General features: G+C 61.8%; 19 protein-coding genes. 13 read left to right on the top strand and 6 right to left on the bottom strand.

Translation table 11 applies throughout. The features are described 5' to 3' along the window. Positions 1 to 9 precede the first annotated feature (9 nt). From AC3I65_RS13280 to AC3I65_RS13225, 12 genes are all read left to right on the top strand, one after another. Positions 10 to 1,311 (top strand): MFS transporter, encoded by a 1,302-nt coding sequence (locus tag AC3I65_RS13280; protein WP_047229174.1) that lies wholly within the window; start codon positions 10 to 12, stop codon positions 1,309 to 1,311. Next, positions 1,289 to 2,686 carry a NarK family nitrate/nitrite MFS transporter gene (locus AC3I65_RS13275; RefSeq protein WP_047229173.1) on the top strand — a complete coding sequence of 466 codons (1,398 nt, stop codon included), beginning with the start codon at positions 1,289 to 1,291 and terminating at the stop codon, positions 2,684 to 2,686. The genes AC3I65_RS13280 and AC3I65_RS13275 overlap by 23 nt, the downstream gene beginning before the upstream one ends. A gap of 64 nt (positions 2,687 to 2,750) precedes the next feature. Continuing rightward, entirely contained in the window at positions 2,751 to 6,524 is a 3,774-nt protein-coding gene (locus tag AC3I65_RS13270; protein WP_488523852.1) for a nitrate reductase subunit alpha, read from the top strand. Position 6,525: 1 nt separating this feature from the next. Then, on the top strand, positions 6,526 to 8,064 hold the full coding sequence (gene narH, locus AC3I65_RS13265) for a nitrate reductase subunit beta (RefSeq protein ID WP_047229171.1): 1,539 nt from the start codon (positions 6,526 to 6,528) through the stop codon (positions 8,062 to 8,064). Positions 8,065 to 8,066: 2 nt separating this feature from the next. After that, positions 8,067 to 8,822 (top strand): nitrate reductase molybdenum cofactor assembly chaperone, encoded by a 756-nt coding sequence (gene narJ / locus AC3I65_RS13260; protein WP_047229170.1) that lies wholly within the window; start codon positions 8,067 to 8,069, stop codon positions 8,820 to 8,822. Beyond that, the gene (gene narI / locus AC3I65_RS13255; RefSeq protein WP_047229169.1) at positions 8,815 to 9,495 is read left to right on the top strand and encodes a respiratory nitrate reductase subunit gamma; all 681 of its coding nucleotides are present in this window, start codon (positions 8,815 to 8,817) and stop codon (positions 9,493 to 9,495) included. Before narJ ends, narI begins: the two co-directional genes overlap by 8 nt. A 10-nt stretch (positions 9,496 to 9,505) precedes the next feature. Beyond that, positions 9,506 to 10,477, top strand: a complete 972-nt coding sequence (locus AC3I65_RS13250) for a peptidylprolyl isomerase (protein WP_488523851.1) — start codon at positions 9,506 to 9,508, stop codon at positions 10,475 to 10,477. 25 nt (positions 10,478 to 10,502) lie between these two features. Next, positions 10,503 to 11,495 (top strand): GTP 3',8-cyclase MoaA, encoded by a 993-nt coding sequence (gene moaA / locus AC3I65_RS13245; protein WP_107322430.1) that lies wholly within the window; start codon positions 10,503 to 10,505, stop codon positions 11,493 to 11,495. A 270-nt stretch (positions 11,496 to 11,765) separates the two neighbouring features. After that, positions 11,766 to 13,781, top strand: coding sequence for a ribonucleoside triphosphate reductase (locus tag AC3I65_RS13240; protein ID WP_047229166.1), 2,016 nt, complete (start codon positions 11,766 to 11,768; stop codon positions 13,779 to 13,781). A 31-nt stretch (positions 13,782 to 13,812) separates the two neighbouring features. Then, positions 13,813 to 13,974: an anaerobic ribonucleoside-triphosphate reductase gene (nrdD, locus tag AC3I65_RS13235; protein ID WP_003182303.1), complete on the top strand. Its 162-nt coding sequence runs from the start codon at positions 13,813 to 13,815 to the stop codon at positions 13,972 to 13,974. Then, the gene (locus tag AC3I65_RS13230; RefSeq protein ID WP_047229165.1) at positions 13,971 to 14,666 is read left to right on the top strand and encodes an anaerobic ribonucleoside-triphosphate reductase activating protein; all 696 of its coding nucleotides are present in this window, start codon (positions 13,971 to 13,973) and stop codon (positions 14,664 to 14,666) included. Before nrdD ends, AC3I65_RS13230 begins: the two co-directional genes overlap by 4 nt. Before the next feature lie 123 nt (positions 14,667 to 14,789). Further along, on the top strand, positions 14,790 to 16,412 hold the full coding sequence (locus tag AC3I65_RS13225; protein ID WP_076384523.1) for a methyl-accepting chemotaxis protein: 1,623 nt from the start codon (positions 14,790 to 14,792) through the stop codon (positions 16,410 to 16,412). A gap of 201 nt (positions 16,413 to 16,613) precedes the next feature. Here AC3I65_RS13225 and AC3I65_RS13220 read toward each other — a convergent pair whose 3' ends face one another. The 4 genes from AC3I65_RS13220 to AC3I65_RS13205 are packed head-to-tail and all read right to left on the bottom strand — an operon-like array spanning position 16,614 to position 19,717. Continuing rightward, complete coding sequence (locus tag AC3I65_RS13220; RefSeq protein ID WP_173406923.1) at positions 16,614 to 17,969, bottom strand: 4Fe-4S binding protein; 1,356 nt, start codon at positions 17,967 to 17,969, stop codon at positions 16,614 to 16,616. Next, the gene (locus AC3I65_RS13215) at positions 17,957 to 18,811 is read right to left on the bottom strand and encodes an FTR1 family iron permease (RefSeq protein WP_488523850.1); all 855 of its coding nucleotides are present in this window, start codon (positions 18,809 to 18,811) and stop codon (positions 17,957 to 17,959) included. The genes AC3I65_RS13220 and AC3I65_RS13215 overlap by 13 nt, the downstream gene beginning before the upstream one ends. Positions 18,812 to 18,833: 22 nt before the next feature. Further along, positions 18,834 to 19,184, bottom strand: a complete 351-nt coding sequence (locus AC3I65_RS13210; protein ID WP_160892341.1) for a cupredoxin domain-containing protein — start codon at positions 19,182 to 19,184, stop codon at positions 18,834 to 18,836. A 2-nt stretch (positions 19,185 to 19,186) separates the two neighbouring features. Continuing rightward, the gene (locus AC3I65_RS13205) at positions 19,187 to 19,717 is read right to left on the bottom strand and encodes an iron transporter (RefSeq protein ID WP_047229160.1); all 531 of its coding nucleotides are present in this window, start codon (positions 19,715 to 19,717) and stop codon (positions 19,187 to 19,189) included. Between the two features lie 201 nt (positions 19,718 to 19,918). Here AC3I65_RS13205 and AC3I65_RS13200 point away from each other — a divergent pair, with 201 nt between their 5' ends. Further along, complete coding sequence (locus tag AC3I65_RS13200) at positions 19,919 to 20,146, top strand: DUF3079 domain-containing protein (RefSeq protein WP_047229159.1); 228 nt, start codon at positions 19,919 to 19,921, stop codon at positions 20,144 to 20,146. A gap of 128 nt (positions 20,147 to 20,274) precedes the next feature. Here AC3I65_RS13200 and AC3I65_RS13195 read toward each other — a convergent pair whose 3' ends face one another. Beyond that, entirely contained in the window at positions 20,275 to 22,014 is a 1,740-nt protein-coding gene (locus AC3I65_RS13195; RefSeq protein ID WP_488523849.1) for a dipeptidase, read from the bottom strand. 228 nt (positions 22,015 to 22,242) lie between these two features. Then, the gene (locus AC3I65_RS13190) at positions 22,243 to 24,243 is read right to left on the bottom strand and encodes a peptidase U32 family protein (protein WP_076384537.1); all 2,001 of its coding nucleotides are present in this window, start codon (positions 24,241 to 24,243) and stop codon (positions 22,243 to 22,245) included. Positions 24,244 to 24,315 lie beyond the last annotated feature (72 nt).

Here is a 24,315-nt window from a genome sequence, read left to right as displayed (position 1 = left end):
TGCATCGAGATGCGAGCGCAAGTGCAACAAGGGCTGGTACTGGGGATGAGTACCCTGGCCTTCACCGTGTGCTTCATGGTCTGGATGATGTTTGCCGTGCTCGGTGTTCCGATCAAGGAAATGCTGGCGCTCAACGAAACCCAATTCGGTCTGCTGGCCGCCACGCCGGTGCTGACCGGTTCCCTGGTGCGCTTGCCCCTGGGCCTGCTGACCGACCGCTTCGGCGGGCGCATCGTGTTCTTCCTGCTGATGCTCTCCTGTGTGCTGCCGTTGTACCTGATCACCCTGGCCACGGCTTTCTGGCAGTTTTTGGTGCTGGGCCTGTTTGTCGGGCTGGCCGGTGGATCGTTCTCGGTGGGCATCGCTTATGTGGCCAAGTGGTTCGACAAGCAGAATCAAGGCTTCGCCATGGGTGTGTTCGGCGCGGGCAACGCCGGCGCCGCGCTGACCAAATTCCTCGCTCCGGCCTTGATCGCCTTCGGTTCCTGGCACCTGGTGCCGAAGGTGTTCAGCGCCATTCTGTTCATCACCGCGCTGCTGTTCTGGTTTCTCACAACCGAGAAGAAGGAGCACAGCGGCACCGGCGGCGCCACGTTGCGCGAGCAACTGAAAACCCTGAAAGAACCAGCGGTGTGGCGCTACTGCCAGTACTACTCGATCGTGTTCGGCGGCTATGTAGCCCTGGCCCTGTGGATGACCAAGTACTACGTGCAGGAATACGGCTTCAGCCTGCAAAGCGCGGCGCTGCTGGCGGCCTGCTTCTCCCTGCCCGGTGGCGTATTGCGGGCCGTCGGTGGCTGGATGTCCGACCGCTGGGGCGCCCAGAGCGTGACCTGGTGGGTGTTGTGGGTCAGCTGGATCTGCCTGTTCCTGCTCTCGTACCCACAGACCCAACTGCAAGTGCAGACCGTCAACGGCACGGTGGATTTTCACATCGGCCTCAACGCCACGCTGTTCACCGTGCTGCTGTTCGTGATGGGCATCGCCTTCGCGTTCGGCAAGGCCTCGGTCTTCAAGTACATCGCCAACGACTACCCGAAAAACATGGGCGCGGTGTCCGGCATCGTCGGCCTGGCCGGCGGCCTGGGCGGGTTCGTGTTGCCGATCATGTTCGGCGCCCTGGTGGACCTCACCGGCGTGCGCTCGTCCTGCTTCATGTTGATGTACGGCGTGGTCTGGGTCTCCCTGACCTGGATGTACTTCAGCGAAGTTCGCAAGCGCCCGCTGCTGGGTAAACAGCCGCCGGCCAGCCAATCCCCGTTTTCCAGCATTGCCCAAGGAGAAGAACATGTCCGTTCTGCAAACGCCTGAAAAGGGCCCGGTCATTCATGACTGGCGTCCGGAAGACCCCGCGTTCTGGGGCAAGAGTGGCAAACAGACTGCCCGGCGTAACCTGTGGATTTCCATCCCGGCGCTGCTGTTGGCCTTCGCGGTGTGGATGGTCTGGAGCACGGTGATCGTGCGCCTGAACGCCATCGGTTTCAGTTTCAGCACCGACCAGTTGTTCTGGCTCGCGGCGTTGCCGGGCCTGTCCGGCGCGACCCTGCGCATCTTCTATTCGTTCATGGTGCCGATCTTCGGCGGTCGTCGCTGGACGGCCCTGAGCACTGCGTCGCTGCTGTTGCCGGCACTGTGGATGGGCTTTGCCGTGCAGGATCCGGCCACGCCTTACAGCGTGTTCGTGCTGATTGCGCTGCTCTGCGGCTTTGGCGGCGGTAACTTCGCCTCGAGCATGTCCAACATCAGCTTCTTTTACCCCAAGTCCCAGCAGGGCACGGCCCTGGGCCTGAACGCCGGGCTGGGCAACCTGGGCGTGTCGGTGATGCAGTTCAGCGTGCCGCTGGTGATTTCCTTCGGCGTGTTCGGCTTCATGGGCGGCCAGCCGCAGGTACTGGCTGACGGCAGCTCGCTGTGGCTGCAAAACGCCGGTTTTATCTGGGTGCCGTTCATCCTCGCCGTGACCGTGATTGCCTGGTTCGGCATGAACGACCTGTCCAGCGCCCGCGCTTCGTTCAGTGAGCAGGCAGTGATTTTCAAGCGCAAGCACAACTGGCTGATGTGCTGGTTGTACCTGGCGACCTTCGGCTCGTTCATCGGCTTCTCCGCCGCGTTTCCGCTGCTGATCAAAACCTCGTTCCCGGAAGTCATCGCCCTCAAATTCGCTTTCCTCGGTCCGCTGGTCGGTGCCCTGGTGCGGCCACTGGGTGGCTGGCTGGCGGACAAGCTCGGCGGCGCGAAGGTTACGTTGTGGAACTTCGTGCTGATGATCGCGATGGTGTTCGGGGTCCTTCATTTCCTGCCCCAAGGCGGCCAGGGAGGCAGCTTCTACGGCTTCCTGGGGATGTTCATGTTGCTGTTCGTCACCACTGGCGTGGGCAACGGTTCGACCTTCCGCATGATCCCGGTGATCTTCCGCACCCTGCATGAAAAAGCCAGCCGTGGCCAAAAGCCCGAGCTACGCGAACAAGCGCTCAAGAACGCCGGCAAGGAATCGGCCGCAGTGCTGGGTTTCAGCTCGGCCATGGGCGCCTTCGGCGCGTTCTTCATCCCCAAATCATTCGGCACTTCGATGGCCCTGACCGGCGGCCCGGAGATGGCCTTCTACATGTTCGTCGGCTTTTACCTGAGCTGCATCGTGGTGACCTGGTGGTGGTATGCCCGCAAGGGCGCCGCGACACCGTGCTAAGCCGAACCTAAACCTGCGTGGGCGGGGCGCAGACCCCGCGGAGCAAGCCTGAGAGGAACACACTGTGAGTCATTTACTGGATCAACTGCGGTTTTTCAACCGCAAGCAAGGCGAGTTTTCCGAGAGGCACGGCGAGACCCGCAAGGAGTCCCGCGACTGGGAGAACGTCTACCGCTCCCGCTGGCAGTACGACAAGATCGTGCGCTCCACCCATGGGGTGAACTGCACCGGCTCGTGCTCGTGGAAAATCTACGTCAAGAACGGCCTGATCACCTGGGAAACCCAGCAGACCGACTACCCGCGCAGCCGTAACGACCTGCCCAACCACGAGCCGCGTGGCTGCCCTCGTGGCGCCAGCTACAGCTGGTACATCTACAGCGCCAACCGGCTCAAGTATCCGAAGATCCGCAAGCCATTGCTCAAGCTGTGGCGCGAAGCCCGGCAGACCCTGGCGCCAGTGGAAGCGTGGGCCAGCATCGTCGAAAACAAGGCCAAGGCCGACTCGTATAAAAGCAAGCGCGGCATGGGTGGTTTCATCCGTTCCAACTGGGAAGAAGTCAACGAGATCATCGCCGCCGCCAACGTCTACACCGTCAAGCAATACGGCCCGGATCGGGTGGTTGGCTTCTCGCCGATCCCAGCGATGTCGATGGTCAGCTACGCCGCGGGTTCGCGTTACCTGTCGCTGATCGGTGGCGTGTGCCTGAGCTTCTACGACTGGTACTGCGACCTGCCGCCAGCCTCGCCGATGGTCTGGGGCGAGCAGACCGACGTGCCGGAATCGGCCGACTGGTACAACTCCAACTACATCATTGCCTGGGGCTCCAACGTCCCGCAGACCCGTACCCCCGACGCGCACTTTTTCACCGAGGTGCGTTACAAGGGCACCAAGACCGTGGCGATCACCCCGGACTATTCGGAAGTCGCCAAGCTCACCGACCTGTGGCTCAACCCCAAGCAGGGCACTGACGCGGCACTGGCCCAGGCTTTCAACCATGTGATCTTCAAAGAGTTTCACCTGGACAAGCCCAGCGCCTACTTCACCGAGTACGCCAAGCGCTACACCGACCTGCCGGTGCTGGTGATGCTCAAGCCGATGCTCGGCGTGGCGCCGGGCTCCGGCTACCAGCCTGATCGCTTCCTGCGCGCCAGCGACCTGACCAACAACCTCGGCCAGGACAATAACCCGGAGTGGAAAACCATCGCCCTGGATGCCAGCGGTGAACTGGTTTCTCCCCAAGGCTCCATCGGCTATCGCTGGGGCGAAGAGGGCAAATGGAACATCCTGGCCCGTGAAGGCGGCGAGGGCCGTGAGATCGACCTCAAGCTCAGCCTGATTGGCGATGACGTGGCTGAAGTGGCCTTCCCGTATTTTGCCGGTGAAGCCCAGGAGTACTTCCAGCATGTGGCCGGTGACGCGGTGCAGTACCGCCGGGTGCCGGTGCACAACGTGGTGCTGGCCGACGGCAGCGTGGTGAAAGTCGCCACGGTGTTTGACCTGTCGGCGGCCAACCTGGCCATCGACCGTGGCCTGGGCGGCGCCAACGTCGCCAAGGACTACGACGACGCCTCGGTGCCCGGCACCCCGGCCTGGCAGGAGCAGATCACCGGTGTGAGCCGCGAGAAAGCGATCCAGATCGCCCGCGAATTCGCCGACAACGCCGACAAGACCCGTGGCCGTTCGATGATCATCGTCGGCGCGGCGATGAACCACTGGTACCACATGGACATGAACTACCGTGGGCTGATCAACATGCTCATGCTGTGTGGTTGTGTCGGCCAGACCGGCGGCGGTTGGGCCCACTATGTCGGCCAGGAAAAACTCCGTCCGCAATGTGGCTGGCTGCCCCTGGCCTTCGGCCTGGACTGGAACCGTCCGCCACGGCAGATGAACGGCACCAGCTTCTTCTACGGCCACAGCTCGCAATGGCGCCACGAGAAGATGAGCATGCACGACGTGCTGTCGCCTCTGGCGGATAAATCGCAGTTCCCTGAGCATGCCCTGGACTACAACATCCGCGCCGAACGCGCCGGCTGGTTGCCCAGCGCGCCACAATTGAACACCAACCCGCTGAACATTTGCCGCGATGCTGCTGCCGCCGGCATGGACCCGAAAGACTACGTGGTCAAGTCCTGGCAGGACGGCAGCCTGCGGTTTGCCTGCGAACAACCCGACAGCCCGGAAAACTTCCCGCGCAACATGTTCATCTGGCGCTCCAACCTGCTGGGCTCCTCGGGCAAAGGCCACGAGTACATGCTCAAGTACCTGCTGGGCACCAAGAACGGCGTGATGAACGAAGACATCGGCTTTGGTGGCGAATCCAAGCCGACCGAGGCTGAATGGGTCGACAACGGTGCCATCGGCAAACTGGACCTGGTGACCACCCTGGACTTCCGCATGTCCTCGACCTGCGTGTATTCCGACATCGTCTTGCCGACCGCGACCTGGTACGAAAAAGACGACATGAACACCTCGGACATGCACCCGTTCATTCACCCGCTGTCAGCGGCTATCGACCCGGCCTGGGAATCGCGTTCGGACTGGGAAATCTACAAGGGCATCGCCAAGGCGTTCTCCGCCATGTCGGTCGGGCACCTGGGTGTCGAGAAAGACCTGGTCACCGTGCCGTTGATGCATGACAGCGTCGGTGAACTGGCCCAGCCGTTTGGCGGCACTGACTGGAAAAGCGCCGGCGTGGCGCCGCAACCGGGCAAGAACGCACCGAACCTGCAAGTGGTGGAGCGCGATTACCCCAACATCTACAAGCAGTTCACCTCCCTGGGCCCGATGCTGGAGAAACTCGGCAATGGCGGCAAGGGCATCAACTGGAACACCGATGATGAAGTGAAATTCCTCGGTGAGCTCAATCACCATGAGGTCGACGCCGGTATCAGCCAGGGTCGGCCGAAGATCGACAGCGCCATTGACGCGGCCGAAGTGATTCTGTCCCTGGCCCCGGAAACCAACGGCCAGGTGGCCGTCAAGGCCTGGGCGGCCCTGTCGAAATTCACCGGCATCGATCACAGCCACCTGGCGCTGTCCAAGGCCCACGAGGCGATTCGCTTCCGCGACATCCAGGCGCAGCCGCGCAAGATCATTTCCAGCCCGACCTGGTCTGGCCTGGAAGACGATCACGTCAGCTACAACGCCGGTTACACCAACGTTCACGAAGCGATTCCATGGCGCACCATCACCGGCCGCCAGCAGTTCTACCAGGATCACCCGTGGATGCAGGCGTTCGGCGAGCAACTGATGAGTTATCGGCCGCCGGTCAACACCCGCACCATCGAAGGCGTCAAGGGCAAGCGCAGCAATGGCGAGACCGAAATCGTCCTGAACTGGATCACCCCGCACCAGAAGTGGGGCATCCACAGCACCTACAGCGACAACTTGCTGATGCTCACCTTGAGCCGCGGCGGGCCGATCGTCTGGCTCTCGGAAATCGACGCCAAGCGCGCCGGTATCGAGGACAACGACTGGATTGAATGCTTCAACGTCAACGGTGCGCTGACCGCCCGTGCGGTGGTCAGCCAGCGGGTCAAGGAAGGCATGGTGATGATGTACCACGCCCAGGAACGGATCGTGAACGTGCCCGGCTCGGAAACCACCAAGACCCGTGGCGGCCACCACAACTCGGTGACCCGCGTGGTGCTCAAGCCCACTCATATGATCGGTGGCTACGCGCAACAGGCCTACGGTTTCAACTATTACGGCACGGTCGGTTGCAACCGCGACGAGTTCGTCGTGGTGCGCAAGATGTCCAAGGTCGATTGGCTCGACGGTTCCAGTGGCGATGATCTGCCGCGTCCACTGCCAACCGATATCGAGGAGAACTGAGATGAAAATTCGCTCACAAATCGGCATGGTCCTGAACCTGGACAAATGCATCGGCTGTCACACCTGCTCGATTACCTGCAAGAACGTCTGGACCAGCCGCGAAGGCATGGAATACGCCTGGTTCAACAACGTCGAATCCAAGCCTGGCATCGGCTACCCCAAAGAGTGGGAAAACCAGGACAAGTGGAAGGGCGGCTGGATCCGTAACGCCGACGGTTCGATCAACCCACGCATCGGCGGCAAGTTCCGCGTGCTGGCGAACATCTTCGCCAACCCGGACTTGCCGAGCCTGGACGATTACTACGAACCGTTCGACTTCGACTACCAGCACCTGCACACCGCGCCTTTGGGCGAGCATCAGCCCACCGCACGGCCGCGCTCGCTGGTGTCCGGCAAGCGCATGGAGAAAATCGAGTGGGGCCCGAACTGGGAGGAGATCCTGGGCACCGAGTTTGCCAAGCGGCGCAAGGACAAGAACTTCGACCAGATCCAGGCGGACATTTACGGCGAGTACGAAAACACCTTCATGATGTACCTGCCGCGCCTGTGCGAGCACTGCCTGAACCCGGCGTGCGCGGCGTCCTGCCCGAGCGGGGCGATCTACAAGCGCGAGGAGGACGGCATCGTCCTGATTGACCAGGAGAAATGCCGCGGCTGGCGCATGTGCATCAGCGGCTGCCCGTACAAGAAAATCTATTTCAACTGGAAGAGCGGCAAATCGGAGAAATGCATTTTCTGCTACCCGCGCATCGAAGCCGGGATGCCGACGGTTTGCGCTGAAACCTGCGTCGGCCGCATCCGCTACCTCGGGGTGTTGCTGTACGACGCCGACCGCATCAGCGAAGTGGCGAGCACCGCCAACGAGCACGATCTGTATGAGAAGCAACTGGAGATCTTCCTCGACCCGAACGACCCGGCGGTGATTCGCCAGGCCCTGGCCGACGGCGTGCCGCAGTCGGTGATCGACTCGGCGCAACGCTCGCCGGTCTACAAAATGGCCGTGGACTGGAAACTCGCGCTGCCGTTGCACCCGGAATACCGCACCTTGCCAATGGTCTGGTACGTGCCGCCACTGTCGCCGATCCAGAACGCTGCGGCGGCCGGCACCGTGGGCATGAACGGGGTGATCCCGGACGTCGACAGCCTGCGCATTCCGCTGCGCTACCTGGCCAACATGCTCACCGCCGGCGATGAAAAACCGGTCAAGCGCGCCCTCAAGCGCCTGCTGGCGATGCGTGCCTACAAGCGTTCCGAACAGGTGGACGGCGTGCAGGACCTGCAAGTGCTGGCCGATGTCGGCCTGAGCGTGAACCAGGTGGAAGAGATGTACCGCTATCTGGCCATCGCCAACTACGAAGACCGTTTTGTCGTACCAAGCGCCCACCGCGAAGACGCCATGAGCGATGCGTTCGCCGAACGCTCCGGTTGTGGTTTCAGTTTCGGCAGCGGTTGCAGCGGCAGTACCGACACCAACATGTTCGGCGCCAAGAAGGCCAACCGCCGCGACGTCATCAAAACCGTGCAGTTGTGGGAGGAATGAACATGCGCATTCTCAAGGTGATTTCGTTGCTGCTCGATTATCCGACCGAAACCCTGGTGGCCGGTCGCGACGAGCTGGAGCAAGCGATTGTGCAGGCACGGGAAATCAGCCCGAAGCAGCGCGCTGCGCTGTTCGAGTTGCTGGAACTGATCTGTGGCCAGGACCTGATGGACGGCCAGGAGCACTACGGCGCGCTGTTCGGCCGTGGGCGCTCGTTGTCGCTGCTGCTGTTCGAACACGTCCATGGCGAGTCCCGCGACCGGGGCCAGGCCATGGTGGACATGATGGCCCAGTACGAAGAGGCCGGTTTTGCCATCGGCGTGAAGGAACTGCCCGATTACATCCCGCTGTACCTGGAGTTTCTCTCCACCCGCGAAGACATCGAGGCCCGCGAAGGACTGGCCGATGTGGCGCATCTGCTGGCCTTGCTGGCGGCGCGCCTGGAAGAGCGCGAGAGCGCCTACGCCAGTTGTTTCCGGGCCTTGCTGCAAATCGCCGGGGCCGAGCCCCAGGTGGCGGTGGCCGAGTTGCGTGAGCAGGTCAAGGCCGAGCCACGCGACGACTCCCTCGAAGCCCTGGACAGGATCTGGGAAGAGGAAGCGGTGGATTTCATGAAGGCCGAGCAGCAGGACCGTTGCAGTTCGCTGCCGAGTGCGCCGGGCAAGGCCCGGGACGAAAGCGCGGTGCCGTTGCATTGGGTGGATTTTCAGCATGAAGGACGGGCCGCTGCGCCCGCCGGGGAGGTGGGCAATGTCTAAATGGGATCTGTTGATGTTCGGGGTCTACCCCTATGTCGCCTTGGCGATTTGCCTGATCGGCAGTTGGGCGCGGTTTGACCTGTCCCAGTACACCTGGAAGGCCGGCTCCAGCCAGATGCTGAGCAACCGTGGCATGCGCGTGGCGAGCAATCTGTTCCATGTCGGTGTGTTGTTCGTCCTGGCCGGCCACTTTGTCGGCCTGCTGACGCCGGCGGCGATCTATCACCATGTGTTGAGCACTGAGAACAAACAGTTGCTGGCGATGGTGTCCGGCGGGTTCTTTGGGGTGCTGGGTCTGATCGGTCTGGTGATGCTGCTCAACCGGCGGCTGAGCGACCCGCGAGTGCGCGCCACGTCCAGCACGTCGGACATCCTGGTGTTGGTGGTGCTGCTGGTGCAACTGGTGCTGGGGCTGATGACCATTGTGGCGTCCACCGCCCATATGGACGGTTCGGTGATGGTGATGCTGGCCGACTGGGCACAGAACACTGTGCTGTTGCGTCCGGTGGAGGCGGCCGCGGCCATTGCGCCGGTGGGCTTGGTCTACAAGCTGCATGTGGTACTGGGCCTGACCCTGTTCGTGCTGTTCCCGTTTACCCGTCTCGTCCATATCGTCAGTGCGCCGGTCTGGTACCTGGGGCGTCGTTATCAAATCGTGCGGCAGAAGTTCTAAGGAGACGATCATGGCTAGTGGATGCGGATGTGGCGGCGGTAACGGGGGCAGCGGCGGCTGCGGTTCTTCAGCGAAAGCAGCGCCAGTGACCCCGCCGCTCAGCGATATCGAGCCGGCGGGCGCGGTGCAGTTCGAACCGGCCCAGGCCGGGCCGGTGCCAGGTGAGGAAGCCCCGGCACAATTGATTGCCAGCAGTGAGCAGGAGTGGCCGATCATCAGCGTCAACGGGGTGTCGATCACACCCCAGGCGATGGCCCAGGAGCTGCAGTATCACCCGGCTGAGAGCCGCGAGGATGCGGTCTACCAGGCGGCCCGGGCGTTGGTGATCCGGGAGTTGCTTCAGCAACGCATCGCCGAGCTGGGGCTGGCGTTGCAGGTGGGCGCCGGTGAAAACGAAGAGGAGGCGGCCACGCGGCTGTTGCTCGAGCGTGAGGTGCAGGTGCCGCAATGTGATGAGGCGACCTGCCTGCGCTACTACGAAAGCAATCGGGCGCGCTTTCACAGCGCCCCCTTGCTGGCGGTGCGGCACATTCTGCTCGAATGCGCACCGGACGACGCCGAAGCGCGCGACCAGGCTCACGGCCAGGCCGAAACCCTGCTGCAACGCCTGGACGAGTTCCCCGGTAGCTTTGCCGAACTGGCGTTGAACCACTCAGCCTGCCCGTCCAAGGCTCAGGGCGGCTCGCTGGGGCAGATCAGTAAGGGCCAGACCGTGCCCGAACTGGAGCGCCAGTTGTTTGCCTTGCCGGCGGGCCTGGTGGGCAAACCGCTGGAAAGCCGCTACGGCTGGCATGTGATCAGCATCGATCAGCGTGTCGAAGGCCAACCGTTGCCTTATGAGGCGGTGGCGACGGCGATTCGCACCCAGCTGCAACAAGGCGTGTGGCAGAAGGCGCTGGTGCAGTACCTGCAAACCCTGATCGGTGCGGCGGACATTCGCGGCATTCATCTTCAGGGCGCCGACTCGCCGCTGGTGCAGTGAGCACCGGCTCAATCAGGGGACAGACATGAACGCCGTGTTGCAGGACGGATTTGGGCGCCAGATCGACTATCTGCGGATGTCGGTGACCGATCGTTGTGATTTTCGCTGCGTGTATTGCATGGCGAAAAACATGACCTTCCTGCCGCGCCAGCAGGTGTTGACCCTGGAGGAACTGCACCGATTGGCGCGGTTGTTCGTGGGGCTGGGGGTCAAGAAAATCCGCCTGACCGGTGGCGAACCGCTGATCCGTCCGGGCATCGTCGGGTTGTGTCGCGACATCGCGGCATTGCCCGGCCTGCGGGAACTGGTGATGACCAGCAACGGTTCGCAGCTGGGGCGACTGGCCCGGCCGCTGGTCGATGCCGGGGTCAAGCGCATGAACATCAGCCTGGACAGCCTGGATGGCGAGCGTTTTCGGGCGATCACCCGCAACGGCGATCTGGATCAGGTGCTGGCGGGCATTGAAGCGGCGAAGGGCGCAGGGTTCGAGCGGATCAAGCTCAACTGCGTGGTGATGAAAGGGCGCAACTTCGATGAAGTCCCGGCGCTGGTGCAGTACGCCATCGAGCAACGCATCGACATCAGCTTCATCGAGGAAATGCCCTTGGGTGAGGTCGGGCGTGCCCGGGGCGAGTCGTTCTGTTCCAGCGATGAGGTGCGGGCGGTCATTGCCAATCATCACCGCTTGCTCGACAGCACCGAAAACAGCGGCGGCCCGGCGCGTTATGTGCGCCTGGAGCAGCACGCGCAGACCCGGATCGGTTTCATTTCCCCCAATACCCACAACTTTTGCGCCAGTTGCAACCGGGTGCGCATGACCGTTGAAGGGCGGTTGCTGCTGTGCCTGGGACAGGAAGATTCTCTGGACCTGCGCAGTTTGTTGCGGCGCTATCCGCTGGACGATCAACCGCTGATCCAGGCGGTACAACAGGCGCTGCGCGGCAAACCCCTGCGTCACGACTTCAACCCTGGCGGGGAAGTGCAGATTGTGCGGTTCATGAACATGAGTGGTGGGTGAGCCTCAGCGCAGATGTTGAATGGACCGCCGTTATCGCGAGCAGGCTCGCTCCCACAGGGATTTGTGGTGTACGCAGAAAGAGCAGACACCTGAAAACCCATGTGGGAGCGAGCCTGCTCGCGATGGGTTATACCGGTCGACATCTCAAGCGGCTGATCCACCCTCGATTCTTGATATCGATCAATTGCAACCCTGACTTTTGGCCGTACTCTCCACTGCATATTGTGTTTTAAGCCTGTTAATTATCTATATGTAGTGTCTGGAGCCAAAATGCAGAGCACGTTGATCTCAGTAGGCTGTAACCGCTTGCACAAGCGCGATGGCAGTGTGGTTGCCTTCGACGCGGACAAGATCCGCCAGGCGCTGATCGCCGCCGGCAAGGCCACCGGCGAATACGCTGAGGGGGAGGCTGAAGGGTTGCTGGAAGCGGTGCTGACGCGATTGGAAGGACAGACGCGCTTGAGCGTCGAGCAGATCCAGGACCGTGTCGAGCGAGTGCTGATGGACGCCGGTTTCTTTCTGGCCATGCGTGCCTATATCGTCTACCGCGAGCAACATGGACGCCTGCGCCGGGATCGTCGCACCCTGGTGGAAGTCGCCACCTCGATGAACGAATACCTGGACCGCGAAGACTGGCGCGTACAGGCCAATGCCAACCAGGGTTACTCCCTCGGTGGGCTGATCCTCAACGTATCGGGCAAGGTCACCGCCAACTATTGGCTCGACGAGGTCTACAGCCAGGCCATCGGCCAGGCGCACCGCGAGGCCGACCTGCATATCCACGACCTCGACATGCTCGCCGGTTACTGCGCCGGCTGGTCGCTGCGCACGCTGCTGCACGAAGGCCTCAATGGGGTGCCGGGACGGGTTGAGGCCGGGCCGCCCAAACATTTGAGCAGCGCCTTGGGGCAGATGGTGAATTTCCTCGGCACGCTGCAAAACGAATGGGCCGGTGCCCAGGCGTTCAGCTCGTTCGACACCTACCTGGCGCCGTATGTGCGCAAGGACAGACTCAGCTATGACGAGGTCCGCCAGTCGTTGCAGGAGTTCATCTACAACCTCAACGTCCCGTCACGCTGGGGTACGCAAACACCTTTTACCAACCTTACGTTCGACTGGGTCTGCCCGGAGGATCTGCGCGAACAGATTCCGGTGATCGGTGGCGAGGAGATGCCGTTCGCCTACGGTGATCTGCAAGTGGAAATGGAATTGATCAATCGCGCCTACATCGAGGTGATGCAGGCCGGTGATGCAAAGGGCCGGGTGTTCACTTTCCCGATCCCGACCTACAACATCACCCATGACTTCCCGTGGGACAGCGAGAACGCCGACCGCTTGTTCGAGATGACCGCCCGCTACGGTCTGCCGTATTTCCAGAACTTCCTCAACTCGGACATGCAACCCAACCAGGTGCGCTCGATGTGCTGCCGCCTGCAACTGGATGTGCGCGAGTTGCTCAAGCGCGGAGGAGGCCTGTTCGGCTCGGCGGAACAGACCGGCTCACTAGGTGTGGTGACGATCAACTGCGCACGCCTGGGCTACCTGTACAAAGGCGATACCAGCGCATTGCTGCAACGCATCGATACGCTGATGGAACTGGCGAAGGAGAGCCTGGAGGTCAAGCGCAAGGTCATCCAGCACCACATGGACGCCGGGCTGTACCCGTACACCAAGCGCTACCTGGGCACCCTGCGTAATCACTTCTCCACCATCGGCGTGAACGGCCTGCACGAAATGCTGCGCAATTTCACCGATGACCAGCAAGGCCTGCATACCGAGCAAGGCCGGGCATTCGCCCTGAAACTGCTGGATCACGTGCGCGCCACGCTGCTGCGCTTTCAGGAAGAAACCGGCCACCTCTACAACCTGGAAGCCACCCCTGCCGAGGGCACCACCTACCGTTTCGCCAAGGAAGACCTCAAGCGTTACCCCGATATCTTGCAGGCCGGCAGCCCGATCGCCCCGTATTACACCAACTCGTCGCAGTTACCGGTGGGCTTCACCGACGATCCGTTCGAAGCCTTGGAGCTGCAAGACGAACTGCAATGCAAATACACCGGCGGCACCGTGCTGCACCTGTACATGGCCGAGCAGATTTCCTCCACACAGGCCTGCAAGCAGCTGGTGCGCAAGGCCCTGGGACGCTTCCGGCTGCCGTACCTGACCATCACGCCGACGTTTTCCATCTGCCCGGTTCACGGCTACCTGGCCGGGGAACATGAGTTTTGCCCCAAATGCGACGAGGCCTTGCTGTTGCAACAGCAGTTGGCAGGCAGCGTTCACTGATCCGATCCATCGACCGCAAGGAGCTTCATCCATGAACGCATCACAATCTCTTCCGCAGGCACAGCGTCAACGTTGCGAAGTCTGGACCCGCGTGATGGGTTATCACCGTCCGGTGGCGGCCTTCAACCCAGGCAAACAGTCCGAGCATCGCGAACGGGTTCACTTCACTGAAAGCGCGGCCGGGCGTCCATGAGTCGAGCGCTACGGGTTGGGGGCATGGTGCCCCTGACCACCCTCGATTATCCGGGCCAACTGGCTTGCGTACTGTTTTGCCAGGGCTGCGCCTGGCGTTGTCGTTATTGCCACAACCCGCAACTGATCCCGCCGCGCGGCAGCGAAGAGGTGGATTGGTGTCGGGTGTTGGCATTTTTGCAACGTCGCCAGGATCTGCTTGACGCCGTGGTGTTCAGCGGTGGTGAGCCGACCCTGCAGGACGGCCTGGCGCCAGCCATGGAGCAAGTGCGGCAGATGGGTTTTCGCATCGGCCTGCACAGCGCCGGCATCAAACCGGCGGCCTTCGCCAAAGTGGTCGGGCAAGCCGACTGGGTTGGCTTCGACATCAAGGCCTTGCCCGAAGACGCCCTGGACGTGACTCGGGTTCATGGCAGCGGTGCCGCCAACTGGCGCAGCCTCGACTATCTGCTGGCCAGCGGCGTGGATTATGAATGCCGGACCACCGTGCATTGGCATTTGTTCGATCCCGAACGGTTGTTGACCCTGGCTCGCCGCCTGAGCGAGCAGGGCGTCACGCGTTTCGCTGTGCAACTGGTGCGCACGGCCCGGATGCTCGACCCCCATCTTTCCAGTGTTTCGGCACAGGCCTTGCAGCCGGAGTTGTGGGCCGCCATGCGCGAGTTGTTTCCCTCGTTCGTTTTACGCAGTTGACCGTCCCCGGGGATGAACGACCGACAGCGGTTCGGGATCGCCGGGCCGCTCTTTTTTATGGCTTTTTTTATGGTTTTCAAATGCGCTGCCAATCGGCAGGTAGTTGAACAGGGAGCATTTGATATGACCAGACTCACCACTGCCCACCGTATCGTGATCGGTTTTGCCATCGCTCCACTGGCGTTGATCGCCCTGGCGTTATACGCCTTGAACGACCTGGCCACGCTGCGCGACCAGGCGGTGCAAATCGTCAGACAGGATTGGCCGAAGATCGACCCGATCATGGTGATCGCCACGGGTGTGCGCGATAACGCCAGGAACACCCGGGACCTGTTGATCGACAAGAACAACGCGCAGGTCCAGCAATCGATCGACATGACCCGGCAACGTATTACCCAGGCCTTTACCACGCTGGAGCCGCTGTTCGATCAGCCGGAAGGCAAAGCGGCGTATGCGGCACTGAAGAAGCACCGTGAGGCGTATGTGGCCGCGTTCGTTCAGGTGCAGGCGTTGATTCGCCAGGGAGCCACGGACGACGCGATGACGCAACTCAAGCAGGGCGTGATGCCGGCCGAGCTTGAGGTCTACAAAAGCCTGGAAGGGCTGATGGCGATGCAGGGCCGGTTGTTTGTCGAGCGTGAACAGCTGGCCCAGGCGCGCTACAGCGACGCGCGGCGCAACATGCTGACACTGGTGCTGGCCTGCCTGGCCCTGGTCAGTACCGTTGCGGTCCTGGTGACCCGCAGCGTGACCCGTCCGCTGGGTGGCGAGCCCGATGATGCGGCGCGGGTGCTGAGCCAGATTGCCCAAGGCGACTTGACGATCCGCGTGCCGCTGGACGCCGGGAGTGCAAACGACAGCGTAATGAGCAACATGCATGACATGCAGCAGAGCCTCAACAGCATGGTCCGGCACATTGCGGCTTCGGTGGATCGGGTGGCCAGTTCCTCCGAAGAGCTGAGTGCGGTGAGCAGTCAGACCAACAGCACCCTGGAACTGCAAGGCCAGGAAATCGAACAGGCCGCGGCGGCCGTGAACCAGATGACGGCGGCGGTGGACGAAGTGGCGCGCAATGCGGTGAGTACCAGCGAAGCCTCGCGGATATCCGAGCAAACCGCCCAGCGCGGTCGTGAGCAGGTTCAGGAGACCGTTGCTTCGATCAGCGCATTGGCGCTGGGGGTGACGGACTCCTCGGGACGCATCCAGCAGTTGGCAGGCAGGGTCGAGCACATCAGTTCGGTGCTGGACGTGATCCGCGGCATTGCCGATCAAACCAATCTGCTGGCCTTGAACGCCGCCATTGAAGCAGCCCGCGCTGGCGATGCCGGGCGTGGTTTTGCCGTGGTGGCCGACGAAGTCCGGGCACTGGCCCATCGCACCCAGGATTCGACTCGGGAAATCGAGGAGATGATCGGCAACATCCGCCAGGACAGCGAGCACGCCGTGACCGCCATGCAAAGCAACAGCGAACTGGTGCAGACCACTTTGCAAGTGGCCCGCCGCTCCGGCGATGCCCTGGATGAAATCGCCCGTTCGATCTCGCAGATCAACGAGCGCAATCTGATGATCGCCAGCGCCACCGAAGAACAGGCGCTGGTAGCCCGAGAAGTGGACCGTAACCTGGTGGGTATTCGCAACCTGTCCGAACAGGTATTGCTCGGGGCCCGGCATACTGATACCGCCGGTCAGGACCTGGCGCAGATGGCCGGCTCACTGCATGAGACCGTTGCGCGGTTCAAGGTCTAGGCCAGCCCCGCGTCAGCTGTTGTGAACCACACAAATCCACCGTGGGAGCAAAGCTTGCTCGCGAGGCGTCTGCACAGCCAACACCGCTCAAACTGACCCACCGCGATCGCGAGCAAGCTTTGCTCCCACAGGGTTTTGCGTCGTTCCAAGGTATCGTGAACGTTAGCGATCCGCTGTGGGAGCAACGCTTGCACTGCGTGTTCACCATCCCCAGAACTGCAACCACCAGCCATAACCCACCAGGCCATTGGCCAATACCAGGCAGGCCATTGCGAGGGGCCGGCGGGTTGCATGTTCCAGGCGCTTGTAGCCCAGCCACAGACTCCAGGCGATTGCCGCGACCAGCAGCGCGGCCCGAGCCGGTTGTACCCAGTCGAGCAACAACCCTTCATAGCGCAGCAGTTTGACGGTGGTGGCCGACAAGCCGAGGAACAACCCTGCACCGCCGAGGGGCGTCAGGGTGATGGCCAAGGGCCAATACTGTGCAGGATCGCCCGAGAGTCTTGCCGCCAGGCGCATCAACAGCAGCAGCGACGTGCCCAACAGCAAGGCACTCATGCCCAGATAAGCGACGATGCAAAAGCCATCTAGCCAACTGAAGCTGTCATTAAGCTGCGGATAGTGGGTCAGCAACCACCAAGGGGCGTTGTCTTGCAACGGCCAGAACAGCTCATGGGCGACCAGCCATTGGGCCAGGCTCTGCTTCATGGCAATGAACCAGGGGCTGACGGTCCACTGAAAAGCCCCCATGGCCAGGCCAATGACGCCGAACAACAACAAGCGCGCGTCCCAAGGCGAAAGGGTGGTTGCGCTCGAGTGAAGGATTTCCTCGTTACTGGAACGGGCTATCAGGCGTACCGCATCGCGCTGGCCGCTGCAGCGACCACAGGCGTGGCAATCGGCGGCACCGCGCATCCGGCGAATGTCCAGCAATGGCGCGCAGTTGGGAGGCGGTCGGCGCGGCGCGGGGTTTTCCAGCCAGCGTTGCTCGTTCACCTGGAAGTGCACCGGCGCCAGGCGAGCAAGCAGGGCAAAGACGCCACTGACTGGACACAGGTAGCGGCACCACACGCGCTTGCCTCGGGCGAACAGCAGGCCAACGATCACCGCTGCGACCGTCGAGCCCCCCAGGATCAACAGCGCCGCCTGGGCATAGTCATAGACGCTGATCAACTGCCCATAGATCGTGGTCAGGCAGAACGCCAGGGTCGGCCAGCCGGCCCAACGCACCCCGCGTGGCACGCCCAGGCCTTTGCCATACTGGCTGGCCCATTCACTCAAGGCACCTTCAGGACACAGCACGCCACACCAGAGTCGACCGAACAGCACAATCGACAGCAACACGAAAGGCCACCAGATGCCCCAGAACAGAAACTGCGCCAGCAGCGTGAGGTTGTCCAACAGCCGAGCCTGGCTGCTGGGCAATGGCAACAGCGCCGGCACCACCAGCAGTACCGCATAGACCAGCACCACCGCCCATTGCACGGCGCGAATGGTTGCGCCGTGGCGCCGCATGCCGTCGCCCAGACGTTGCAGCCAGAGGTTCAAGTCGGACATGGCAGCGTTTGCGCTTTGCGTGGCCGCAGCCAGCCGGCAACCCCCAGCCAGTAGCCGAGCCACACCAACAAGGTCATGGCACTGGGACTGGCTCGATAGCCGGTGAAGTCCGCCAGGAAACCGCCCAAGCCGTGGCCGTCATCCAATATCGCGCTGCTGTCCCAGAGCGCGTCGCCGATGCCTTGGTAGACCACTTCGGGCCAGTCCATCGCCAGCAACTGACCGCTGATCCGCTCAATGCCGCTGACCAGCAGCGCTGCCCCCAATAACAACAGAATGGTTTCGCTGATGGCAAAGAAACGCGGCCATGAGATGAACCGTCGACTGCCGTGCAGCAAGACGATGGTCAGCAGCGCCAGCAGCAGGCCGGCCACCGCGCCCACGGCGAACAAGCCCAGTGGCGCCCCTTGCAGACGCGCCCCGGCGCCATACAGGAAGACCACGGTTTCACTGCCTTCGCGGCTGACGGCCAGCAGCGCCAACACCATCAGCCCCCATCCACCCTGGCGGCTGAAACGATGGTCGGCGTGACGCGTCAGATCCTGTTTCAACGTCCCGGCGTTTCGGTGCATCCAACCGACCATTTGCACGATCAGCAGACTGGCGACCAGCGCCAACGCCGCCTGGAACCATTCATTGGCCGCGCCGCTCATGGCTTCGCCGGCCAACAGAATCAGACAGGCCAAGATGCCCGACAACAGCAAACCCAGCGCCACGCCAGCCCACACGAACTGCAACAAGCGACCGGCCTGTTGCTGCCGGCTGACCCAGGCCTGGAGTATGCCGATTACCAACAGCGCCTCGACGCTTTCGCGCCAGACAATAAACATGGATTGAGTCATGCAAACACCTCCTGTTCGCCGACTACTGGGCGAGGATGCCGCCCTCGGGCAGTTGCGGGTTGAATTCATCGAAAAACGGATAGTGCCCGGGGCGCAGCGGGTGAATGACGACAAACGTGGTAACGCCGGGCGACAGGACCTTTTCCACCCGCAGGGGCGTGCTCTCGAATTCCGCCGGACCCTGGCCGACGTTTTTCAGCACGATCTTGAAGCGCTGCCCGGCCGGTACTTCCAGCTGCGGCGGGGTGAAATGGCCGTCGCGCATGCTCAACTCGTAAGTAAGCAGTTGGGCATGGGCGATTGAAGGCAACAGCAAGCCGGCCAGCACCCACCCGGCCAGCTGTCGCGCTGTTCGGCTCGTTGAACGACGCATCTTCAATACCCGCCTTTTTTGCCAATCCCGGCGTAGACGAATTCGTAATGCAGTTCACAGCGCTCGAACCACGGTGCCACGCCGGTTTCCTTGTCGGTATGACGGCCGAGGGAGCCATGGCCGCCGGGCGGCAGGACAGTGAAGGTCAATTGGTATTTGCCGGGGCCCAGCAGCTTGACGTTGTCGCCATAGTGCGGCCCGTCATTGGCCACCATGGCGTGGAAGTCGCCCTTGAGCGGGGTGTCGTTGCCTTGTTTTTTCAGTTGGAACGACACGTTGAGGTAGGGCACGAAGCTGCCCTCCTGGAAACCTTGCTGGTTGTCGGCCGTGGCCCTGATATCGGCCTCCAGGTGAACGTCAGACTCGGCGGTTGGGCGCATCATGCCGGCCGGGGCCATTTCGATCGGTTGCAGGTACACCGCGCCGACCTCCAGGCCCGGGCACATTTGCGGTTCGCCAATGGGGTATTCCTTGGCCTGGGACAGAGGGGCGAGAAACAGCAGGGCGAGAGACAGCGGAGCGAGGGTACGCATGGGAAGACTTCCTGAGGACTAAGGGATGGCCGAGTCTAGGAAGCTTTGCTGCGAATAATAATGATTCTTGTCAATTTTCGAGGCATTTAACCCGCCAGGAACGCCGATACCGTCATGCCGGTGGTTCTTGATCGATATCAAGGGCACTTTGGCCCTGACACGCTAGGGTACAGGCACACCCATCGGCTATACGGGGGCGTCATGGCAAAGCCTTTTCCAATCAGTCCGAAACATCCCGAGCGCATTTGCTGGGGCTGCGACCGTTATTGCCCGGCCAGTGCCCTGGCGTGTGGCAACGGTGCGGATCGAACCATGCACCCGGCCGAAATGATCGGGGAGGATTGGTACCTGCATGGTGATTGGGGGGTGGAGTTGGTGGACATTAGCGCCAAGGTCATCGATCCAAGCACCACTCACCCGAAGGAATGAAGTGAACCTGTGGCGAGGGGATTTATCCCCGCTGGGCTGCGCAGCGGCCTTAAGATTTGCGGTCGCTGCGCAACCGAGCGGGGATAAATCCCCTCGCCACATTAACGCCCATTTTCCCGGACAGGGGATCACAACTTCGGCAACTGCCCGATCCGCCCCATCATCTCGGTCACGATCTGCAGGTCCAGAAGAAACTGCTCGACCGTCTTGAACTCGTTGTCGTTATGCCCGGTGTACTTGACGTCGGGCATGGCCAGGCCGAACTGCACGCCGTTGGGCAAGTCATGAACCGAGGTGGCGCCAGCGGAGGTGCCGTACTTGTGCTCCATGCCGAGGTTTTCGCTGGCCACGGCCAACAGTGCCTTGACCCATTCACCGTCCGGGTTGCGATACATCGGCTCATCGATTGAATAATCGAACGCCACGGCGACCTCCGTCTTCTTGCTCCAGGCGGCCAGTTTGTCGGTGATTTCAGCCTTGATCGCTTCCGTCGGCTTGCCCACCGGCACGCGCAGATTGACGGCCAGCTTGAAGGCTTTGTCATCCATGCCGACATACGTCAGGGAAGCGGTCAGCGGCCCCATGAAGGCGTCGGAAAAGCCAATCCCCAGTTTGCTTCCCAGGTAGTCCAGGCCCCAGTTGTCGGCGGCATAGCGGGCGGCATCGGTGATGTGGTTGTGCTTGAGCGCAACCTTGCCCTCGAGGCTGTTGATGAAGTCCAGCATCCTCGCCACCGGGTTGACCCCGGACTCTGGTTCTGAGGAATGGGCGGAGACGCCGGTGAAGGTCAGTTTGACGTCCTTACCGACGACCGCGGTGGTCACCTGGAAGTCGCCGCCATTGCCCTTGGCATATTCGGAAGCGGCTTTTTGCAGCGTCGCGGCCAGTTCAGCAGGCTGATCGCCCACGAAGGTAGCGACCGATGTGGACGGAATCTGATTGGTGGCCAGGCCACCGGTCATCGCCGTGATCTCAGCGCCTTTGCCCTGGGCCGCACGCCGGGCGAAGTTGGCCATGACGGTGCCATAGCCTTTTTCGGCAATCACCACCGGGTAGCCGCCATCCAGTGCCAGGTTGTAGTTGGGGGTTGGGTTGCGCTCGAAGTAATAGGGGATGGCGTCGCCGGTGGTTTCCTCGGTGGTGTCTACCAGCAGTTTGAAATTCCTCGCCAGCGGCAGGTTTTCTTCCTTGATGATCTTCATGGCGTACAGCGCCACGACAATGCCGTTCTTATCATCTTCGGTGCCCCGCCCGTACATGCGGTCGCCCACCAGGGTGACCTTGAACGGATCCAGACGAGTGCCGTCTTTCAATACCCAGTTTTCCGGGGTCACCGGCACGACGTCGGCATGGGCGTGAATGCCCACGACTTCGTCGCCACTGCCATGCAGTGAAATCTCGTAGACGCGGTTGTCGATGTTGCGAAAGTCCAGGTTGAAGGCTAGGGCAAGGCGCTTGATCTTGTCCGCGATCTTGAGGAACTCGGGGTTCTCGTGCTGGGCAACACCGTCCTTGCGAAAGGTCGGGATCGCCACCAGTTCGCGCAGGGTTTCGGTAGCGGCGTTGCCGTATTTCACCCGTGCATAGAGGCCGAGCAGACGATGAATTTCGTTCTGCTGCTCAGCCGTAAGGGGTTTGTTGTCGAGGAACGTGCTGATGGCCGGGCCGAGCTTGGCGGTTTCGGCCAACTCACTCCTGGCCACATTTCCCAGGAACTGCCTGAAGTCGGTGACGGAGGTGTCAGCGAGGGTTTTGACGAGGGACGAACTCTGTTGCGCAGTGATGTTGGCCAAGGCGGGTGGGGTGATCGACGCCAGGCTGGACAGCAGCAGGGTGCTCACGGCCAGGTGCTTGAGGGATAAGTTCATTGGTAGAGGCATTCCTTTGCAGACGGTGGGAAAGAAGTGACTGATTGATGGAACACTCACTTACAACCTAGCACCGAGAAGGACCTGCCGGGAGTTTTGTAATCAACATTAATGCATGCCGATCCATTGCTATCGCGAGCAGGCTCGCTCCCACAAGGGATTAGGGGTGGTCACACGATCTTGTGTCCACTTTGCAATCCCTGTGGGAGCGAGCCTGCTCGCGATAGCTTAATGCGGCGCGCGAGGGATCGTCTTGAGCAGGTCTTCCGGGCTGATGTGACCGACGATGGGCTCCGCGCTGCTGCCCGGCAGCGGCAGGTCGAGGATGTGCCCCTTGATCTTGCCGACCACATGCATCTCGCAGGGTTTGCAGTCGAACTTCAGCGTCAGCACCTCGTCACCATGGATCAACTGCATCGGCGCAACCTTGGTGCGCACGCCGGTGACGCCCTTGGCCTGCTTGGGACAGAGGTTGAACGAGAAACGCAGACAGTGCTTGGTGATCATCACCGGCACTTCACCGGTTTCTTCGTGGGCTTCGAACGCCGCATCGATCAGTTTCACACCGTGGCGATGATAAAAATCCCGGGCCTTCTGGTTGTAGACGTTGGCCAGGAACGACAGGTGCGACTCCGGGTACACCGGCGGAGGATTGGTCTCGGCCTTGCGCCCCCCTCGGGGATGGGCCTCGACACGGGCGGTGGTCAGGGCTTCGATGACTTCGCGGCGCACTGCCTTGAGCTGCGAGTTGGGAATGAAATACGCCTGGGGCGCATCCAGCTCGATGGCGGTGGCGTGGTACTCGGTGGTGCCCAGTTGGCCGAGCAGGTCGTGCAGTTGCTCCAGCGCCTGCTCCGGCTTGTTCGCCAGGCCGAATGGCCCGTCCAGGCTGACGCTGGCGCTGACGCCTTCCTCGCTGGTAGCAGTCAGCTCCAGGCGCTCTTCACGCAGGCGTGCGACCCAGGCAACGCCCACCCGGCGCTCGGCGGAGGTCTTGAGCAGCGCTTGCTGCCAGTTGTGGTCCAGGTTACGACTCAGCGGGTGGTTGGGGCGTAATGTGTGCAACCCTGCCGGCATTTCATTGGGCTCGACGCGGTAGCGGTAACGCTTCTGGCCGTCTTCCTCGAATTCGCCCTTGGGCTCGGCGATGTTGGCGCGAAAACCCACCACTTCACGCTTGACCAGCACGTTGAGGCCATCGCCGTTGGACAGCGGATCAAAGGTCACGACTTGCAGGTCGCGCTTGCCGACTTTCTCCACCACGCCCACCGGCACGCCGGTAAAGGTCGGGGAATCGAAGGCGCCGATGTCGATCTTGCGCTCGCTGACGAAGTAGTCGGTGCTGCCGCGGTGGAACGTCTTCTCCGGGTCGGGCAGGAAGAAGTGCGCGGTGCGACCGCTGGAGGCGCGGGCCAGGTCCGGACGGTCTTCGAGGACATCGTCCAGGCGCTGGCGGTAGTAGGCGGTGATGTTCTTCACATAGCCCATGTCCTTGTAGCGTCCTTCGATCTTGAACGAACGCACACCGGCTTCGACCAGGGCGCGGATGTTGGCGCTCTGGTTGTTGTCCTTCATCGACAGCAGGTGCTTCTCATAGGCAACCACCCGGCCCTGATCATCCTTGAGGGTGTAGGGCAGGCGACAGGCCTGGGAGCAATCACCACGGTTGGCGCTGCGGCCGTTCTGGGCGTGGGAGATATTGCATTGGCCGGAAAACGCCACGCACAACGCGCCGTGGATAAAGAACTCGATGGCCGCGTCGGTTTCGTCGGCGATGGCGCGGATTTCCTGCAGGTTCAACTCCCGCGCCAGTACCAGTTGGGAGAAACCGGCCTGATCAAGGAACTTTGCCCGTGCCAGGGTACGGATGTCGGTCTGGGTGCTGGCGTGCAGTTCGATCGGCGGGATGTCCAGTTCCATCACCCCTAGATCCTGGACGATCAACGCATCGACACCCGCATCGTACAACTGGTGGATCAACTGGCGGGCCGGCTCCAGTTCGTTGTCATGCAGGATGGTGTTGATCGTGGTGAACACCCGGGCGTGGTAGCGATGGGCGAACTCCACCAACCGGGCGATATCACTCACCTCATTACAGGCGTTGTGACGCGCGCCGAAACTCGGGCCACCGATGTACACGGCGTCAGCGCCATGCAGGATGGCCTCGCGGGCGATGGTCACGTCGCGGGCGGGGCTGAGCAATTCCAGATGATGTTTGGGCAAGGACATTTGTTTTTAGTCAGGCTGATCACGGTCGAAGCGCGCATTGTAGCCGCCAGGCGCCCGGCCGGCACCTGTGGA

The sequence above is a fragment of the Pseudomonas sp. N-1-13 genome (assembly GCF_057787095.1).
This window is presented reverse-complemented; position numbering and strand designations above follow the sequence as displayed.

Bases quoted from the DNA above. Each gene is read 5' to 3' on its own strand.
- AC3I65_RS13240 (WP_047229166.1), top strand. From the start codon at position 11,766: ATGCAGAGCACGTTGATCTCAGTAGGCTGTAACCGCTTGCACAAGCGC.
- AC3I65_RS13205 (WP_047229160.1), bottom strand. From the start codon at position 19,717: ATGCGTACCCTCGCTCCGCTGTCTCTCGCCCTGCTGTTTCTCGCCCCT.
- AC3I65_RS13275 (WP_047229173.1), top strand. From the start codon at position 1,289: ATGTCCGTTCTGCAAACGCCTGAAAAGGGCCCGGTCATTCATGACTGG.
- AC3I65_RS13220 (WP_173406923.1), bottom strand. From the start codon at position 17,969: ATGTCCGACTTGAACCTCTGGCTGCAACGTCTGGGCGACGGCATGCGG.
- AC3I65_RS13230 (WP_047229165.1), top strand. From the start codon at position 13,971: ATGAGTCGAGCGCTACGGGTTGGGGGCATGGTGCCCCTGACCACCCTC.
- narH (WP_047229171.1), top strand. From the start codon at position 6,526: ATGAAAATTCGCTCACAAATCGGCATGGTCCTGAACCTGGACAAATGC.
- AC3I65_RS13280 (WP_047229174.1), top strand. From the start codon at position 10: ATGCGAGCGCAAGTGCAACAAGGGCTGGTACTGGGGATGAGTACCCTG.
- AC3I65_RS13195 (WP_488523849.1), bottom strand. From the start codon at position 22,014: ATGAACTTATCCCTCAAGCACCTGGCCGTGAGCACCCTGCTGCTGTCC.
- AC3I65_RS13190 (WP_076384537.1), bottom strand. From the start codon at position 24,243: ATGTCCTTGCCCAAACATCATCTGGAATTGCTCAGCCCCGCCCGCGAC.
- AC3I65_RS13225 (WP_076384523.1), top strand. From the start codon at position 14,790: ATGACCAGACTCACCACTGCCCACCGTATCGTGATCGGTTTTGCCATC.
- AC3I65_RS13215 (WP_488523850.1), bottom strand. From the start codon at position 18,811: ATGACTCAATCCATGTTTATTGTCTGGCGCGAAAGCGTCGAGGCGCTG.
- moaA (WP_107322430.1), top strand. From the start codon at position 10,503: ATGAACGCCGTGTTGCAGGACGGATTTGGGCGCCAGATCGACTATCTG.
- narJ (WP_047229170.1), top strand. From the start codon at position 8,067: ATGCGCATTCTCAAGGTGATTTCGTTGCTGCTCGATTATCCGACCGAA.
- nrdD (WP_003182303.1), top strand. From the start codon at position 13,813: ATGAACGCATCACAATCTCTTCCGCAGGCACAGCGTCAACGTTGCGAA.
- AC3I65_RS13200 (WP_047229159.1), top strand. From the start codon at position 19,919: ATGGCAAAGCCTTTTCCAATCAGTCCGAAACATCCCGAGCGCATTTGC.
- narI (WP_047229169.1), top strand. From the start codon at position 8,815: ATGTCTAAATGGGATCTGTTGATGTTCGGGGTCTACCCCTATGTCGCC.
- AC3I65_RS13210 (WP_160892341.1), bottom strand. From the start codon at position 19,184: ATGCGTCGTTCAACGAGCCGAACAGCGCGACAGCTGGCCGGGTGGGTG.
- AC3I65_RS13250 (WP_488523851.1), top strand. From the start codon at position 9,506: ATGGCTAGTGGATGCGGATGTGGCGGCGGTAACGGGGGCAGCGGCGGC.